At 70.5% G+C, this 15,867-nt stretch carries 16 protein-coding genes; 9 read left to right on the top strand and 7 right to left on the bottom strand.

Going from position 1 to position 15,867, the window contains the following annotated elements; genetic code table 11:
- Window positions 1-69: 69 nt before the first annotated feature.
- Window positions 70-2,637, top strand: coding sequence for an FHA domain-containing protein (locus ACWV17_RS20940; protein WP_455360949.1), 2,568 nt, complete (start codon window positions 70-72; stop codon window positions 2,635-2,637).
- Between the two features lie 125 nt (window positions 2,638-2,762).
- Here the strand turns inward: ACWV17_RS20940 and ACWV17_RS20935 are convergent, their stop codons facing one another.
- The 3 genes from ACWV17_RS20935 to ACWV17_RS20925 all read right to left on the bottom strand — a co-directional run bounded on the left by ACWV17_RS20935 (window position 2,763) and on the right by ACWV17_RS20925 (window position 5,700).
- Complete coding sequence (locus ACWV17_RS20935; protein WP_455357435.1) at window positions 2,763-3,536, bottom strand: transglycosylase SLT domain-containing protein; 774 nt, start codon at window positions 3,534-3,536, stop codon at window positions 2,763-2,765.
- 290 nt (window positions 3,537-3,826) lie between these two features.
- Entirely contained in the window at window positions 3,827-4,996 is a 1,170-nt protein-coding gene (locus ACWV17_RS20930; RefSeq protein WP_455360948.1) for an S-adenosylmethionine:tRNA ribosyltransferase-isomerase, read from the bottom strand.
- Entirely contained in the window at window positions 4,993-5,700 is a 708-nt protein-coding gene (locus tag ACWV17_RS20925) for an SDR family NAD(P)-dependent oxidoreductase (protein ID WP_455360947.1), read from the bottom strand. Before ACWV17_RS20925 ends, ACWV17_RS20930 begins: the two co-directional genes overlap by 4 nt.
- Before the next feature lie 179 nt (window positions 5,701-5,879).
- Here ACWV17_RS20925 and ACWV17_RS20920 point away from each other — a divergent pair, with 179 nt between their 5' ends.
- The 3 genes from ACWV17_RS20920 (at window position 5,880) to ACWV17_RS20910 (ending at window position 8,051) form a co-directional block, all read left to right on the top strand.
- Window positions 5,880-7,025, top strand: a complete 1,146-nt coding sequence (locus ACWV17_RS20920; RefSeq protein ID WP_455360946.1) for a GAF domain-containing sensor histidine kinase — start codon at window positions 5,880-5,882, stop codon at window positions 7,023-7,025.
- Entirely contained in the window at window positions 7,018-7,662 is a 645-nt protein-coding gene (locus tag ACWV17_RS20915; protein WP_455360945.1) for a response regulator, read from the top strand. The genes ACWV17_RS20920 and ACWV17_RS20915 overlap by 8 nt, the downstream gene beginning before the upstream one ends.
- 140 nt (window positions 7,663-7,802) lie before the next feature.
- Window positions 7,803-8,051 (top strand): chaplin family protein, encoded by a 249-nt coding sequence (locus tag ACWV17_RS20910; protein ID WP_455357438.1) that lies wholly within the window; start codon window positions 7,803-7,805, stop codon window positions 8,049-8,051.
- Between the two features lie 266 nt (window positions 8,052-8,317).
- On the opposite strand, the gene ACWV17_RS20905 is transcribed toward ACWV17_RS20910, so the two are convergent.
- Window positions 8,318-9,109, bottom strand: coding sequence for a hypothetical protein (locus ACWV17_RS20905; protein ID WP_455360944.1), 792 nt, complete (start codon window positions 9,107-9,109; stop codon window positions 8,318-8,320).
- Between the two features lie 176 nt (window positions 9,110-9,285).
- On the opposite strand from ACWV17_RS20905, the gene ACWV17_RS20900 reads away from it, so the two are divergent.
- From ACWV17_RS20900 to ACWV17_RS20885, 4 genes are all read left to right on the top strand, one after another.
- A complete protein-coding gene (locus ACWV17_RS20900) occupies window positions 9,286-10,077 on the top strand; it encodes an ABC transporter ATP-binding protein (RefSeq protein WP_455360943.1) in 792 nt (263 codons plus the stop codon).
- A gap of 114 nt (window positions 10,078-10,191) precedes the next feature.
- Entirely contained in the window at window positions 10,192-10,620 is a 429-nt protein-coding gene (locus tag ACWV17_RS20895; protein ID WP_455357428.1) for an NfeD family protein, read from the top strand.
- Between the two features lie 94 nt (window positions 10,621-10,714).
- The gene (locus ACWV17_RS20890) at window positions 10,715-11,701 is read left to right on the top strand and encodes an SPFH domain-containing protein (protein WP_455360942.1); all 987 of its coding nucleotides are present in this window, start codon (window positions 10,715-10,717) and stop codon (window positions 11,699-11,701) included.
- A 75-nt stretch (window positions 11,702-11,776) separates the two neighbouring features.
- Window positions 11,777-12,550, top strand: a complete 774-nt coding sequence (locus ACWV17_RS20885; RefSeq protein ID WP_455360941.1) for a sulfite exporter TauE/SafE family protein — start codon at window positions 11,777-11,779, stop codon at window positions 12,548-12,550.
- Between the two features lie 94 nt (window positions 12,551-12,644).
- Here ACWV17_RS20885 and ACWV17_RS20880 read toward each other — a convergent pair whose 3' ends face one another.
- The 3 genes from ACWV17_RS20880 to ACWV17_RS20870 all read right to left on the bottom strand — a co-directional run bounded on the left by ACWV17_RS20880 (window position 12,645) and on the right by ACWV17_RS20870 (window position 14,705).
- A complete protein-coding gene (locus ACWV17_RS20880) occupies window positions 12,645-13,148 on the bottom strand; it encodes an HNH endonuclease (protein ID WP_455357425.1) in 504 nt (167 codons plus the stop codon).
- A gap of 189 nt (window positions 13,149-13,337) precedes the next feature.
- On the bottom strand, window positions 13,338-13,874 hold the full coding sequence (locus ACWV17_RS20875; RefSeq protein ID WP_455360940.1) for a YbhB/YbcL family Raf kinase inhibitor-like protein: 537 nt from the start codon (window positions 13,872-13,874) through the stop codon (window positions 13,338-13,340).
- A gap of 48 nt (window positions 13,875-13,922) precedes the next feature.
- Window positions 13,923-14,705, bottom strand: a complete 783-nt coding sequence (locus ACWV17_RS20870; RefSeq protein WP_455357423.1) for a sporulation protein — start codon at window positions 14,703-14,705, stop codon at window positions 13,923-13,925.
- 137 nt (window positions 14,706-14,842) lie between these two features.
- On the opposite strand from ACWV17_RS20870, the gene ACWV17_RS20865 reads away from it, so the two are divergent.
- A complete protein-coding gene (locus ACWV17_RS20865; RefSeq protein ID WP_455360939.1) occupies window positions 14,843-15,484 on the top strand; it encodes a DNA-3-methyladenine glycosylase in 642 nt (213 codons plus the stop codon).
- Window positions 15,485-15,867: the final 383 nt, after the last annotated feature.

Below are 15,867 nucleotides of genomic sequence, written 5' to 3'. Positions count from 1 at the left end.
TGAAATAGTTCCCCACGATGTTCGCCATCCCTAGACTCCCTCTGATGGGGGTACCTCGGGGGACAACTAGTGGGGCATGGAGTGCCGGAACTCGTACTGGAATTGAACGGAAGAACCTGGACGCTCGACCCGTCCAGGTCGTACACCCTCGGACGTGATCCGCAGGGCGACATGGTGATCGACGACGCCAGGGTCTCCTGGCGGCACGCCACCATCAGCTGGAGCGGCCGGGGCTGGGTGATCGAGGACCACGGCAGCACCAACGGCACCTATGTGCAGGGCCAGCGGATCCACCAGATGGAGATCGGCCCCGGCTCGGCCGTCCACCTCGGCAACGCCACCGACGGGCCGCGACTGAGCCTGTCCGGCAGCGCGGCGGGCGCCGCCGTGCCCAGCGCGCAGGGCGCGGTGCCCCAACAGGGCCAGCAGGCCCAGCACACACCCCACCACGGCTGGGCGGGACAGGGCCAGGCACAGGCCCCGCACCCCCAGACCCCGCAGCAGGGCGGCTGGCAGCAGACGCCTCAGCAGCAGGCGCAGGTCCCGCACCAGCAGGGCCCCGCCGACCAGTACGCCCAGAAGACCCCCGGACCCGGCGGTGCCGCGGGGGCCCCACCGGTGTACGGAGACCGCAGCCCCACCACGTTTCACCAGCTGGCCCTCGGCCGGGTGATGCGCATCGGCCGTGCGCTCGAGAACGAGCTGGTCGTCTCCGACCTCCAGGTCTCGCGCCACCACGCCGAGTTCCGCGCGACGCCCGACGGCCGCTTCGAGATCCACGACCTCGGCAGCCACAACGGCACCTACGTCAACGGGCAGCCGCTCGCCAAGGCCGGCTCCGCGCTGCTCGGCCCCAACGACATCGTGGGCGTCGGCCACTCGACCTTCCGCCTTGTCGGCGACCGGCTCGAGGAGTTCGTCGACACCGGTGAGGTCTCCTTCTCCGCACGCCACCTGACGGTGACGGTCGACGGCGGCAAGCAGATCCTCAAGGACGTCTCGTTCGGCGTCCCGGAGAAGTCGCTGATCGCGGTCATCGGCCCGTCCGGCTCGGGCAAGTCGACGCTGCTGAAGGCGCTCACCGGCTACCGCCCCGCCAACCAGGGCGATGTCCTCTACGACAACCGCAACCTGTACAAGCAGTTCGCCGAGCTGCGCCAGCGCATCGGTCTGGTTCCGCAGGACGACATCCTGCACAAGGAGCTGACCGTCCGCACCGCCCTGAAGTACGCGGCCAAGCTCCGCTTCCCCGGTGACACCGCCGAGGCCGAGCGTGCCGCCCGTATCGACGAGGTGCTGCGCGAGCTCAAGCTCGACATCCACAAGGACAAGAAGATCACCTCGCTCTCGGGTGGTCAGCGCAAGCGCGTGTCCGTGGCCCTGGAGCTGCTCACCAAGCCGTCGCTGATCTTCCTGGACGAGCCGACCTCCGGCCTCGACCCGGGCATGGACCGCGACGTCATGCAGCTGCTGCGCGGCCTCGCGGACGACGGCCGTACGGTCCTGGTGGTCACCCACTCCGTCGCCGAGCTCGCCATCTGCGACAAGCTCCTGGTGATGGCGCCGGGCGGTTCGGTCGCGTACTTCGGCCCGCCGGAGGAGGCGCTCAACTTCTTCGGCTACACGACGTGGGCCGACGTCTTCTCGGCCTTCGAGAACTACCGCGACTACGACTGGGCGGGCCGCTGGAAGGGCTCGCAGCACTACCAGATGTACGCCGCGGACATCGACGCCGTCGCCCCGCAGTCCGTACACATGCCGTCGCCGCAGCAGATGCGCCCGCCGAAGCCGCAGGGCTGGGGCTCCCAGCTGTCCACGCTGATCCGCCGCTACGTGTCGGTGATCGCGTCCGACAAGGGCTTCATGGGCCTGATGGTGATCCTGCCCGCCGTCCTCGGTGTGGTGAGTGTCGTCATCCCGGCCGACTTCGGCCTGGCGCCGCCCACGCCGCCGTCCCGGTTCAACGGTGACGCCGGCACGATCATGCTGATCCTGGCGGTCGGCATGTGCTTCTCCGGCGCCGCCAACTCCGTACGTGAACTGATCAAGGAACGGGTCATCTACGAACGGGAGCGGGCCACCGGCCTGTCCCGCTCGGCGTACCTGATGTCCAAGGTGATCGTCCTCGGCCTGATCACCGCCCTCCAGGGCGTCATCATCTGCGGCATCGGCTTCGCCACCCGCGAGCTGCCCGAAGAGGGCCTGATCATGCCGCCGGCCGTCGAGCTCTGCCTGGGCGTCATCGCGCTCGGCTTCACCTCGATGATGTTCGGCCTGGTGATCTCCTCGCTGGTGAAGACCGCCGAGAAGACCATGCCGCTGCTCGTCATGTTCGCCATCGTGCAGGTCGTCTTCACCGGCATCCTCTTCCAGGTGTACGACTCGCCCGGCCTGGAGCAGTTCGCCTGGCTGATGCCGTCCCGCTGGGCCATCGCCGCCACCGGCGCGACGCTCGACCTCGCGCACCTGATGCCGCCGTGGGACCAGAAGAACCCCGGCAACCTGGACCCGCTCTGGGAGCACACCGCCGGGCAGTGGGGGCTCAACATGACGATCCTGCTGCTGATCGGCATCGCCTGCGGCTTCGCGGTGGCGCGCCTGCTGCGCCGCCACGAGCCCGAGGTGATGCGCAAGTAGCGGAGCAGGGGCGGGGCCGGCCGCGTCCGGCCCGCACATGCCCGAAGGGCGGCACCCCCGTACGGGGTGCCGCCCTTCTGCCGTTCTTCAAGGTGTCCGGTTCGCGCGCCGGCCTCTGTGTCGGCTCAGTAGGCGCCGTTCACGTTGTCCATGGAGCCGTAGCGGTCGGCCGCGTAGTTGCAGGCGGCGACGATGTTGGCGACCGGGTCGTACAGGTCCTTCTTGGTGCCCTTGACGTGGTAGGCGTCGAAGGTGGGCTGGATCACCTGGAGCAGGCCCTTGGAGGGGACGCCGTTGATGGCGTTGATGTCCCAGTTGTTGATGGCGCGCGGGTTACCGCTGGACTCGCGGAGGATGTTGCGCTTGATCCCCTCGTACGAACCGGGGATGCCTTCCTTCTTCATGATGCTCATGGCCTCGCGGATCCAGCCGTCGAGGTTGTTGGCGTAGACCGGCTTGCGGGCGGCGGCGCGGCTGGCGGCCAGCTGCGTGGCGCGCTTCTTCGCGGCGGCCTCGGCCTTCGCCTTGGCCTGAGCCTTCGCCTGAGCCTTCGCGGCAGCCGCGGCCTTCGCCTTCGCCGTGGCGGCGGCCTTGGCCTTGGCCTGCGCGGCGGCCTTGTCGGCGGCGGCCTTCGCGGCCTTCGCCTGCAGGTTCGCGGCAACGTGCTGCTTGGTCAGGTTCTTGTGCACGGTCTCGGCCTGCAGGCTGTGCTTGGCCGAGGTCCACGCCACCGGGGCGGCGGCGGCGCTCAGGGCGGCGGGCTCCGTGTGGGCGGAGGACGCCGACGCCGGGACGAGCGTGAAACCGAGGGCGGCGGCGCTGACGGCGGCGACGCCACCGATCGACAGCTTGTGCTTCTTGGTCAGGCGACTGTGGCCGGAAGTGCGGAACACGGACATAGCAGAAACAACCTCTTCGAATAGCGGGGGCCGCAGGTAAACGCCGCGGGTTCGAATCCGCGGCGCTGTGCGACGGCAGCCATTCTTAGCGGCGGCAAAATTCTGTGGCAAAGGTGTGACGTACGATCCCGCTTAGTGGATCGGGGGCTCCCGAAAAGTCCGGATCACCCACTCTCACACCGCTCACATCGCCTTTATCTCTCCACTAGGCACCTTCGTAAGTGACCTGCGTCCTATGCGCGGGCTCACATCGCGCGACCCGTCGCCTCACCGAGAGTTGCATCAGCAATTCATGCTGTGAGTGCCTCGGAAGGCCCGGATTCCGGGAGGATGAGGTGGACGTCGCCGAACTCGTGCCAGAGGTAGAGACGGCGTACGGCCTCGGCATAACTGCGGCACACGGCCGCCCGGCCGGCGATCGCCTCGAGCATCAGCAGATGTGACGCCTCCGGCTCGTGCAGACCGGTCAGCAGCCCGTCCACCGCACGGACCCCGCGCCCCGGCGTGATCACCAGATCCGTCCAGCCGCCCGCCGCCCGCACCACCCCGTCCGACCCCGTCGCCGACTCCAGCGCCCGCACCGCGGTCGTTCCCACCGCGACCACCCGGCCGCCACCGGCCCGCGCCGCGTTGACCAGCCACGCGGTGGCGGCCGGCACCTCGAAACGCTCCGGGTACGGCGGTTCGTGCGCCTCCGTGGACGCCACGCCCGTGTGCAGGGTGAGCGGAGCGAACTGCACCCCCCGGCTCACCAGCTCCGCGACCAGCTCCGCGGTGAAGGGCCGCGCGGCGCTCGGCATCTCGGCCGAGGCGGCGCCGTCGGGGGAGGGGCGGGCGAACACCGTCTGATACGCGGCCAGCGGCTGGTCGCGCTCGGTGTAGGCGTACCGGATCGGCCGCCCGTACCGGTGCAGCAGCGCCGGCACGTCCGCGGCGGACGCGGTACCGGGGGACCCCGGCGCCTCGGCCGAGCCCGCCGGCGCATCCGCGGCGGACACCCTGGCCCACCACAGCCGCGACCCTTCCCCCGCCCCCGCCGGGCCAGGCGCCCCGGGGGCCAGCGGCTCCTCCAGTACGAGATGCGCGCCCCCCGGCAGCCGCACCACCGCCCCCACCGGGCCCCCGGCGCGCGGTCCCGTGGTGCCCCGGCCGTCCGGCTCGCGCAGCTCCACCGCCCAGCGCCCGTCGTCCGCCCGCGTGGAGAAGTGCACCACCAGGCGCCGGCCGCCCAGCCGTGCGTTGACCGCGGCGGGCAGTGTGGCAGACGTGTTCACCACCAGCACGTCACCCGCCCGCAGCTGCCCCGGCAGATCCCGGAACGTGTGGTGCGACACCTCCGTCCCGCGCGAGACCAGCAGCCGCACCGCGTCCCGCCCCAGACCCGGCCCGCGCTGTTCCACGGGCACCCGGGCCGACAACGTCTCGGGCACCCGCAACGCCTCAAACACCGGCAGCTTCACCGTGCCGCCCCCGCCACCAGCAGGGCCGGCGCCGTGTACCGCCCGCTGGGCGGCCGCTCGTCCAGCAGCCGCAGGAACGCGGGCGCCACCTCCTCGGGCAGTGGCACCCCCGCCGGATCCTCGTCCGGTTCCGCCGCGGCCAGCATGTCCGTACGCATCCCGCCCGGATCGACCCACCACACCCGCAGCCCCGGCTCCTCCACTGCCAGCACGGCCGACAGCTGGTCCACGGCCGCCTTCGTGGCGCCGTACGCACCCCATGTCGCGTACGCCTCCACCCCGGCGTCCGAGCTCACATTGACCACCGCCCCGCCCGGCGCCTCGCGCAGCAGCGGCAACGCCTCCTGAAGCAGGCCCAGCGGAGCCACCACGTTGGCCTCCAGCGCCGCCCGGAACCCGTCGAGCGGATGGCGCTCCAGCGGCACCAGCGGCTCGGCGCCCAGGATCCCGGCGTTGTTGACCAGCAGATCCACCCCGCCGAACTCCCGCGCGGCCGCCACCAGCTCCGCACGGTGTGTGCCGGCCGTCACATCCCCGGCGAGGGCCACCACCCGCGTCCCGTACTTCTCCAGCTCCCGCGCGGCCTCCGCCAGCGGCCCGGCCGTCCTCGCGTCCAGCACCAGATCCCAGCCCCGGCCGGCCAGCGCCGCCGCGAGGGCGCGTCCCAGCCCCCGGGAGGCCCCCGTAATGATCGCCACAGCCATGACATCCGCCCCTCGTCGACTCCTACGCCTTGTCAGCCCCAACGTAGGAACGCCCGGCGCCCGCCGCCTCAGCCGTCGGCCGCACCGTGCCAAGGCCCTTCGCCCTAGGTCTTGCGGCCCAGGAGGTGTACGCCACCGAGCCGATACGGGCAGGCCGCAACCGCCGGTACGGTGATCGCATGAGCCATCGCCCCCGCTCCGGGCTGTCCGCGGTGAGCACCGCACTGCTCGCCATGAGCCGGCATCTCGAGGTGCGCGACGTCCTCAAGACGATCGTCGCCTCGGCGCGCGAACTGCTGGACGCCGAGTACGCCGCCCTCGGCGTGCCCGACGACCACGGCGGCTTCGCCCAGTTCGTGGTGGACGGCGTCAGCGACGAGCAGTGGAAGGCCATCGGCCCGCTGCCCCGCCAGCACGGCATCCTCGCGGCGATGCTGCACGACGCCACCCCCGAGCGCCTCGCGGACGTACGCAAGGACCCGCGCTTCGAGGGCTGGCCGGCCGCACACCCCGACATGTCCGACTTCCTCGGCCTGCCCATCCGGGACGGGGACGAGGTCATGGGCGCGCTGTTTCTCGCCAACAAGCGCTGTCCCAAACCGGCCGGCGGCTGCGGCTTCACCCAGGACGACGAGGACCTGCTCGGCATCCTCGCCCAGCACGCGGCCATCGCCCTGACCAACGCCCGGCTGTACGAGCGCAGCCGCGAGCTGACCATCGCGGAGGAACGTTCCCGCCTGGCCCACGAGCTGCACGACGCGGTGAGCCAGAAACTCTTCTCTCTGCGCCTGACCGCCCAGGCGGCCGCCGCGCTGGTCGACCGGGACCCCGCCCGCGCCAAGGGCGAGCTCCACCAGGTGGCGGCGCTGGCCGCCGAGGCCGCCGACGAACTGCGCGCCGCCGTGGTCGAGCTGCGCCCCGCCGCCCTCGACGAGGACGGCCTGGTCGCCACGCTCCGTACCCAGATCCAGGTCCTCGACCGTGCCCACACCGCCCGCGTCACCTTCGACAGCGCCGGGATACGCGCGCTGCCCGCCTCCCAGGAGGAAGCGCTGCTCCGGGTCTCCCAGGAGGCACTGCACAACGCGCTCCGGCACTCCGGAGCGGGCAGGGTCGAGGTCACCCTCAGTCGCCGCGACCACGGCGCGCTCCTGCGTATCTCCGACGACGGGCAGGGCTTCGACCCGAGGACCGTACGACGGGCCGGCCGCCACCTGGGTCTGGTCTCGATGCGGGACCGGGCGAGCGGCGTGGGCGGCAGCCTCAGGGTGGAATCGGAGCCCGGCAAGGGCACCACGATCGAGATGGAGGTCCCCGGTGGCTGAGAAGACCATCCGTGTGCTGCTGGTGGACGACCACCAGGTGGTCCGCCGCGGACTGCGCACCTTCCTGGAGGTGCAGGACGACATCGAGGTCGTGGGCGAGGCCTCCGACGGCGCCGAAGGCATCGCCCGGGCGGAGGAGCTGCGTCCGGACGTCGTCCTCATGGACATCAAGATGCCCGGCACCGACGGCATCGAGGCGCTGCGCAAGCTGCGCGAGCTGGCGAACCCGGCACGGGTGCTCATCGTGACCAGCTTCACCGAGCAGCGCACCGTGGTCCCCGCCCTGCGCGCGGGTGCCGCGGGATACGTCTACAAGGACGTCGACCCGGACGCCCTGGCCGGCGCGATCCGGTCGGTCCACGCGGGCCATGTCCTGCTCCAGCCGGAGGTGGCGGACGCACTGCTGGCCCAGGAGGAGAGCGCCGGCGGCACGGGCCGGGGGACCACCCTCACCGAGCGGGAAAGGGAGGTCCTCGGCCTGATCGCCGACGGCCGCTCCAACCGGGAGATCGCCCGCGCGCTGGTCCTGTCCGAGAAGACCGTCAAGACCCACGTCTCGAACATCCTGATGAAACTGGACCTGTCCGACCGCACGCAGGCGGCGCTGTGGGCGGTACGCCACGGGGTGGCGGGCTGAAGCGGAGCGGTTCCCTCCAGGCGAAGATTCATACTGTCGGGTGTATGTCCCCCACACGGCGCATCCTGATCGGCTCCCGGCCGTTCTCCATGGCGTGCTGCGGCGGCCGGCCGCAGCGATCAACCAGGAGGACCCAAGAAGTGAAGAACCTCAAGAAGGCCGCTGCCCTCACCATGATCGCGGGCGGTCTCGTCGCCGCGGGCGCCGGTGCCGCCTCCGCCACCGACGGCGGCGCGCACGCCCACGGCCACGCGACCCACTCGCCCGGCGTCGCCTCCGGCAACCTGGTACAGGTCCCGGTCCACGTGCCGGTGAACGTCGTGGGCAACTCCGTGAACGTGGTGGGCCTGCTCAACCCGGCCTTCGGCAACACGGGCGTCAACCACTGACTCCACCCCCACCAGGCCACCGGCCCCCAGCCCAAGAGCCGGGGGCCGGAGCCGTCCGCAAAATGCGCAGCGCGGCAGCGCACCCACGGTCCCGCAGTGAGCCGTGGCGGAGCCAAGGGCCCGCAGCCGCCGACGGCGGCGGCCACCCACGGGAAACGCCCACCTCTTCACTCCCGCCGAACGGGCGGGCGGGGTGGGCAAGCCCCCGCGCGCAGCGCGGGGAACAACCACCGGCCCGCACCGCGCAACCGCACTGCGGAACCGCGTCAGCACCCCCGCCCCGCCTCCTCCACATACGCGTTGTACGCCGCCACCTGCGCCCGCCGCGCCACCCGCTCCACCGGACGCAGCGTCTCCGCCCGCGCCGCCATCTCCGCCGCGCTCACCGCCCCGCCGTGCCCGCTCTCGTACGCCACCGAGATCAGCAGCCCCACCCGCTGCGCGAGCTCCAACACCCGCACCGCCCGCGGCGGATACCCCGGAGCCAGCACCTCCCGGCCGGAGGACCCGCGCGCCCGCGCCCGGTACGCGTCGATCGCCGCCTCCGCCACCGGTCCCGACCCGGCCACGTCGAGCCTCGTCAGTCCCTCCGTCGCATCCCGCAGCGCCTCCGCGAGCTCCCGCTCCGCCTCCCCGAGCGAGGGCACATCGGCCGGCGGCGCCTCCCGTACCGGCAGGCAGTGCCAGACGACCTCCACATGCAGATCGCCCTCGGGCCCCACCTCGTACACCTCCGGTACGAGTCCGACCGCCGCGCCCACCGCGACGACCGCCTCCTCCGCCTCCAGCGCACGCGCGTTGAACTCGGGCGGCCCGCTGAGCCCCAGCGGATGCCCCGGCGCCGGCAGTGCCAGCCGCAGGCCGGTCACCCCCAGCGCCCGCAGCCGCCCCAGCGCGAGCGTGAGCCCGACCGGTCCGGACTCACCCGGGAGCCCTTCGACCCGGTGCACGGCGTCCTCCCCGACGATGGAGAGCGCGGCGTCATCCGGCGACACAGATCCGGCCAACAGGGCATTTCCCCATGCGGCCAATCGTCCTGAACGTGGTTCCGAGAGCATGCACCCACCCTAAGGACTCGCGCGGGAGCGGACCGGGGCAGTCACCTAAGCACCGACCCAAGGACTAAGCACCGACCTAAGGACCGGCCCGTCCGGACAGTGGCGTAGGTTTTCCCTGGGGGCTGCGCCCACACGCGCACGCGACATCCGAGACTGCAATGGGAGACAACGCGCTCATGAGCGATGTACTGGAGCTGGTGGACGTATCCGTGGTCCGCGAGGGCCGGGCTCTGGTGGACCAGGTCTCCTGGTCGGTCAAGGAGGGGGAGCGCTGGGTGATCCTCGGCCCCAACGGCGCCGGCAAGACCACCCTGCTCAATGTCGCGTCCAGCTACCTCTTCCCGTCCACCGGCAGCGCCACCGTCCTCGGCGACCGGCTCGGCAAGGTCGACGTCTTCGAGCTGCGCCCGCGCATCGGCATGGCCGGCATCGCCATGGCCGACAAACTGCCGAAGCAGCAGACCGTCCTGCAGACGGTCCTCACCGCCGCGTACGGCATGACCGCCACCTGGCAGGAGAGCTACGAGGACGTCGACGAGCAGCGCGCCCGCGCGTTCCTCGACCGCCTCGGCATGTCGGACTACCTCGACCGGAAGTTCGGGACGCTCTCCGAGGGCGAGCGCAAGCGCACCCTCATCGCCCGCGCGCTGATGACCGACCCCGAACTCCTGCTGCTCGACGAGCCGGCCGCCGGCCTCGACCTCGGCGGCCGCGAGGACCTGGTCCGCCGCCTCGGCCGACTGGCCCGCGACCCGTACGCCCCGTCGATGGTCATGGTCACGCACCACGTCGAGGAGATCGCCCCCGGCTTCACCCACGTCCTGATGATCCGTCAGGGCAAGGTCGTCGCCGCCGGACCGCTCGAACTCGAACTGACCTCACGCAATCTCTCCCGCTGCTTCGGCCTGCCCCTCGTCGTGGAGCAGAACGGTGACCGCTGGACCGCCCAGGGACTCCCTCTCGGCTGACCCGGCTGACCCGGCTGACCCGGCTGACCCGGCTGACCCGGCGAACCGACCTGACCGGGACGACCTCAACTCGCCCTCTGTCCCGACGGGGACCCCCGCACCTAACATGACCATGTGGAAATCGACGCGTGGGTGTGGTGGCTGATCGCGGCGGTCGGGCTGGGCATTCCGCTCGTGCTCACGGCGATGCCCGAGTTCGGCATGTTCTCCGCCGGTGCGACAGCCGCCGCGGTCGTCGCCGCCCTCGGCACGGGCATCGTGACCCAAGTGCTCGTCTTCGTGGCGGTGTCGGTCGCGCTGATCGCCTTCGTACGCCCGATCGCCAACCGGCACCGGGCGCAGCGCCCCCAACACGCCAGCGGTGTCGACGCGTTGAAGGGCAGATCCGCCGTCGTCCTGGAACGGGTCGACGGCAGCGGCGGCCGCATCAAGCTCGCCGGCGAGGTCTGGTCCGCCCGCTCCCTCGACACGGACCGCAGCTTCGAACCGGGCCAACAGGTCGATGTCGTCGAGATCGACGGAGCGACCGCAGTCGTCATGTGACCGAACGCCCCACAGCACGGCCCGAGTTCTGCGAAACTCGATCTTGGGCTTCTGGGCTCACTCTCTCGAAGCATGAAGGGCACGGGCAAACACGATGCAGCCGATCATCATCGTCCTGATCATTCTGGTGGTGCTGGTCTTCATCGCCCTGATCAAGACGATCCAGGTCATCCCGCAGGCCAGCGCCGCCATCGTCGAGCGCTTCGGGCGCTACACCCGCACCCTCAACGCGGGCCTGAACATCGTCGTCCCGTTCATCGACTCGATCCGCAACCGGATCGACCTGCGCGAACAGGTCGTGCCCTTCCCGCCCCAGCCGGTGATCACCCAGGACAACCTGGTGGTCAATATCGACACGGTCATCTACTACCAGGTGACCGACGCCCGCGCCGCGACCTACGAGGTCGCCAGCTACATCCAGGCGATCGAGCAGCTGACCGTCACCACGCTCCGCAACATCATCGGCGGCATGGACCTGGAGCGGACCCTCACCTCCCGCGAGGAGATCAACGCGGCTCTGCGCGGCGTCCTCGACGAGGCGACCGGCAAGTGGGGCATCCGCGTCAACCGCGTCGAGCTCAAGGCGATCGAGCCGCCCACCTCCATCCAGGACTCGATGGAGAAGCAGATGCGCGCCGACCGCGACAAGCGCGCCGCGATCCTCACCGCGGAAGGCATCCGGCAGTCGGCCATCCTCACCGCGGAGGGCGAGAAGCAGTCGGCGATCCTCCGGGCCGAGGGTGAGGCCAAGGCCGCCGCCCTGCGCGCGGAGGGCGAGGCCCAGGCCATCCGTACGGTCTTCGAATCCATCCACGCCGGCGACGCCGACCAGAAGCTCCTCGCCTACCAGTACCTCCAGATGCTCCCGAAGATCGCCGAGGGCGACGCCAACAAGCTCTGGATCGTGCCCAGCGAGATCGGCGACGCGCTCAAGGGACTGAGCGGGGCCATGGGCAACTTCGGCCCCCTGGGCGGCGTCGGAAACGGCGGCAACAGCGGCGGCAACGGCGGAAACAGCGGCGGTACGATCGGCCGTCAGGCCACCGGCACCGAGCGCCGCGAACAGCCCCCCATCGACTGACGGGCGGCCCCTTCCTGCATGATCAGTGAGGCCCCTCGACCTTCGGCGGGGAGGCATCTCACTGACGTGAAGGAGATGGCGTTGTCCATCTGGGAATCACTCGCGGTGTTCGTGGCCGGCATCTGCGCCGGCACCATCAACACCATCGTCGGCTCGGGAACCCTGATCACCTTCCCGGTACTGCTCGCCACCGGCCTGCCGCCGATCACCGCCAACGTCTCCAACTCCCTGGGCCTGGTGCCCGGCGCCATCAGCGGCGCCATCGGCTACCGCAAGGAACTGCGCGGCCAGGGCCGCCGCGTACTCCGCCTCGGCATCACCGCCCTCATCGGCGGCCTCGCCGGCGCGATCCTGCTGCTCGCCCTCCCCTCGGACGCCTTCGACGCGATCGTCCCCGTCCTGATCGCCCTCGCCCTGGTCCTCGTCATCGCACAGCCCCGGCTCTCCAGGGCGATCCAGCGCCGCCGCGAGCGCAACGAGACCGACACCCACCCCGACGGCGGCCCCGTCCTCCTCACCGGCCTGCTGTTCTCCAGCGCGTACGGCGGCTACTTCGGCGCCGCCCAGGGCGTCCTCTACCTGTCCCTGATGGGCCTGCTGCTCCGCGACGACCTCCAGCGGATCAACGCCGTCAAGAACGTCCTCGGCGCGATCGTCAACGGCGTCGCCGCCGTCTTCTTCCTCTTCGTCGCCGAGTTCGACTGGACCGCCGTCCTGCTGATCGCCGTCGGCTCCGCCTTGGGCGGCCAGCTGGGCGCCAAGGTCGGGCGCCGCCTGCCGCCGCCGGCCCTCCGCGCGGTGATCGTCGTGGTCGGCATCATCGCGATCGTCCAGCTCGTGCTGAGCTGACGCGCGCTGAGCCGCCGCGTGCTGAGCCGAGAACGACGAGGCCCGCCTCCGTCTCGGAGGCGGGCCTCACCCACACGCCCACATCTCTCAAGTCCTACGCCGACTGCGCGAGCCACTCCGGCAGGGCCTCCCGGTCACCCGCGCCCAGCGCCAGCAGCATCGCGTCGGCGGGCGTGGGGACGAACGGCCTCCGGAGCAGCGGCATGCCGGCCTGCTCCGGAGTACGGTCCGCTTTGCGGTGATTGTCCTCTGCGCACGAAGCAACGGTGTTCAGCCAGGTGTCCTGACCCCCCTGAGCCCGCGGTACCACGTGGTCCACCGTCGACGCCCGCCTCCCGCAGTACGCGCACCGGTGCTGGTCCCGTACCAGCACGCCCCGCCTCGACCACGGAGCCTGTCTTCGAAACGGCACCCGCACGTACCGGCAGAGCCGGATCACCCGGGGCACCGGAAGATCGACGGCGGCGCCGCGCATACGGAGTCCGGGGTGGGCCTGCTCGACCACGGCCTTGTCCTGCAGGACAAGCACCACCGCGCGGTTGAGTGTCACCGTCGACAGCGGCTCGAAGCTCGCGTTCAGTACCAGCGTGTCCCGCATATCGCCCACCTCCCGTGTGCCGGCCCCACCCCTGTTGGCGGGCTTGGGCTTGGATCAACTCTGGCCGGGCGCGCCGAGATGGACAACGCAATATCTGTGCCTCCCCAGGGCCGTCACCGACCCCCGGCATAAAAATTGCCCTGCCCTGATCTCTCCAAGACCAGGGCAGGGCAAACAACCGACGAACGTTCAGCTACCCGCGGGCGACTCGTACTCACCGATCAGCTGCGCTCGCGCGAGCGTGTGGAACCGCAGATTGAAACCGACGGCCGCGGGCGAGGTGTCCTCGTCCGGGCCCAGCTTCGCCTGGTCCACCGCGTAGACGGTGAACACGTAGCGGTGCCGCTCGCCGGGCGGCGGAGCGGCCCCGCCGAAGTCCTTCGACCCGTAGTCGTTCCGCGCATGCACCGCGCCGGCCGGCAGCCCCTCGAACTTCCCGCTCCCCGCGCCCGCGGGCAGTTCGGTGACGGAAGCGGGGAGGTCGAAGAGCACCCAGTGCCAGAACCCGCTGCCCGTCGGTGCGTCGGGGTCGAAGCAGGTCACGGCGAAACTCTTCGTCCCGGCCGGTGCCCCCTCCCACCGCAGCTGCGGCGAGACGTTCCCGCCCGACTTCGCCTGCGCCTCGTCCAGGTCGCTCCCCGGGGTGACATCCCCGCTCACGAGATGGAACGACTGCACTGGCGGGTGGAAGTCATGGGGGAGCGGCGGCCTGTTGAGCTCGGTCACGACGGAACCTCCTGATCGCGAGAGTGGCTACGGACGGGAGCCTAGGCTCTAGGCCCAGTTCCGCTTGCCACCGACAGCGGCGAGCCATTGGTTGAGGTAGGCGGCCCAGTCGGTGTCCTGGTAGGAGTTCAGCCCGACCTTGAAAGCCCGGTAGGAGTCGCTGCCCTCGGAGAAGAGCCCCGGCTTCTTGTCCATCTCCAGTACGACGTCCATCTCGCTGTGGTCGGCGATGAAGGTGAGCTCGACCTGGTTCAGCCCCCGGTACTGCTGCGGCGGCACGAACTCGATCTCCTGGTAGAAGGGGAGCCGCTGACGCGTACCGCGGATGTGCCCCCGCTCCATGTCCGCACTCCTGAACCGGAAGCCCAGCTGCCCGAAGGCGTCCAGAATCGCCTGCTGCGCCGGCAGCGGATGCACGTTGATCGGGTCCAGGTCACCGGCGTCGACCGCACGCGCGATCTCCAGCTCGGTCGTGACCCCGATGTTCATCCCGGGCAGCTGGTGTCCGGCCAGGCTCGTGACCGGCGTCTCCCAGGGGATCTCCAACCCGAACGGCACGACGTGCACCGCGCCCGCCTTCACCTCGACGGCTCCGCCGAGACGCTGCTTGACGAACTCGATGTCCTGCTTGACCTCCTGGTCACCGCCCTCGACCTCGACGCGCGCCTGCAGACCGACGGAGAGCCCCTCGATCTGCTGGTCCACGGACCCGCCCTGGATCCGTACCTCACCCTGGACGACACCGCCGGGTACGACATTGACCTCGGTCAGCACCGTCTCCACCGACGCGCCACCGGCACCCATGCTCGCGAGCAGCCTCTTGAAGCCCATGCGTCTCTCCCCATCACTCGATCCTGACCTCTACAAACGCGGAACCGACCTACCTGGTTCCGCCCCCGTCACCCTGGCAAGCCGGGGCGACCCGTGACCACCTACCCGTACGCACCGGTTCCAGTACGCTCGTACGGATGATCGCGAGCCCCGACCGTACGCCCCTCACGCACGACTTCTTCGACCGGCCGGTCCTTGCCGTCGCCCCCGATCTCCTCGGCCGCACCCTGGTGCGCAGGACGCCCGACGGCTCGATCGAACTCCGCATCACCGAGGTGGAGGCGTACGACGGCCCTGGCGACCCCGGCTCCCACGCGTTCCGCGGCAGGACCCCGCGCAACGCGGTGATGTTCGGTCCCCCCGGCCACGCGTACGTCTACTTCACGTACGGCATGTGGCACTGCCTGAACATGGTGTGCGGCCCCGAGGGCACGGCGAGCGGTGTACTGCTGAGGGCCGGCGAGGTGACGGCCGGCCACGAGCTGGCGCGCAAACGTCGGCTTTCGGCCCGTAATGACAAGGAACTGGCCAAAGGCCCGGCCCGGCTCGCGACGGCCCTCGGCGTGGACCGCACCCTCGACGGCGCGGACGTCTGCGCCGGCCCCGATGCCCCGCTGTCCGTACTCCAGGGCACCCCGGTAGGCCCTGACCTGGTGAGGAACGGCCCTCGCACGGGAGTGGGCGGCGACGGTGCCCACCACCCCTGGCGGTTCTGGCTTTCTGACGACCCGACAGTCAGTCCGTACCGCGCACACGCCCCGAGGCGCAGGGCAACTTGACTCTGCCCCCGAGGACGCCTAACGTAGCCCGAGCCGCTTGAAACGGGCACTGCTGTCGGTACGGCCCCAGGGCCGGACCAGAGGCAACCCGAAGCGGCCAACCACTACCTACGATTCACCCTGGCGGGGATGAATTCGGCATGCCTGAATTCGGACTCACCGGCTCGATTATGAGCAGCAAGGGAAATCCGCTAACGTAGTGAACACGCCGAAAGGCAAAAGGCCACTCCAGCGGCCACCGGAAACAGAATCCGAACCGGAAACGGAACGGAAATGATCTGGTAAGCTGGAAAACACGAAGGGAAGCGCCCGGAGGGCCCGATGAAAAGGGACCAAAGGAAGCGTCCGTTCCTTGAGAACTCAACAGCGTGCCAAAAGTCAAC

This window comes from Streptomyces mabaensis, from assembly GCF_053763515.1.
The sequence above is the reverse complement of the archived record's forward strand: the minus strand, read 5'-3'. Positions and strand labels throughout refer to the sequence as shown.

Coding starts and splice junctions, on each gene's coding strand:
- ACWV17_RS20935 (WP_455357435.1), bottom strand. CDS start 3,536: ATGTCCGTGTTCCGCACTTCCGGCCACAGTCGCCTGACCAAGAAGCAC.
- ACWV17_RS20925 (WP_455360947.1), bottom strand. CDS start 5,700: ATGGCTGTGGCGATCATTACGGGGGCCTCCCGGGGGCTGGGACGCGCC.
- ACWV17_RS20920 (WP_455360946.1), top strand. CDS start 5,880: ATGAGCCATCGCCCCCGCTCCGGGCTGTCCGCGGTGAGCACCGCACTG.
- ACWV17_RS20905 (WP_455360944.1), bottom strand. CDS start 9,109: ATGCTCTCGGAACCACGTTCAGGACGATTGGCCGCATGGGGAAATGCC.
- ACWV17_RS20900 (WP_455360943.1), top strand. CDS start 9,286: ATGAGCGATGTACTGGAGCTGGTGGACGTATCCGTGGTCCGCGAGGGC.
- ACWV17_RS20890 (WP_455360942.1), top strand. CDS start 10,715: ATGCAGCCGATCATCATCGTCCTGATCATTCTGGTGGTGCTGGTCTTC.
- ACWV17_RS20885 (WP_455360941.1), top strand. CDS start 11,777: ATGGCGTTGTCCATCTGGGAATCACTCGCGGTGTTCGTGGCCGGCATC.
- ACWV17_RS20880 (WP_455357425.1), bottom strand. CDS start 13,148: ATGCGGGACACGCTGGTACTGAACGCGAGCTTCGAGCCGCTGTCGACG.
- ACWV17_RS20870 (WP_455357423.1), bottom strand. CDS start 14,705: ATGGGCTTCAAGAGGCTGCTCGCGAGCATGGGTGCCGGTGGCGCGTCG.
- ACWV17_RS20865 (WP_455360939.1), top strand. CDS start 14,843: ATGATCGCGAGCCCCGACCGTACGCCCCTCACGCACGACTTCTTCGAC.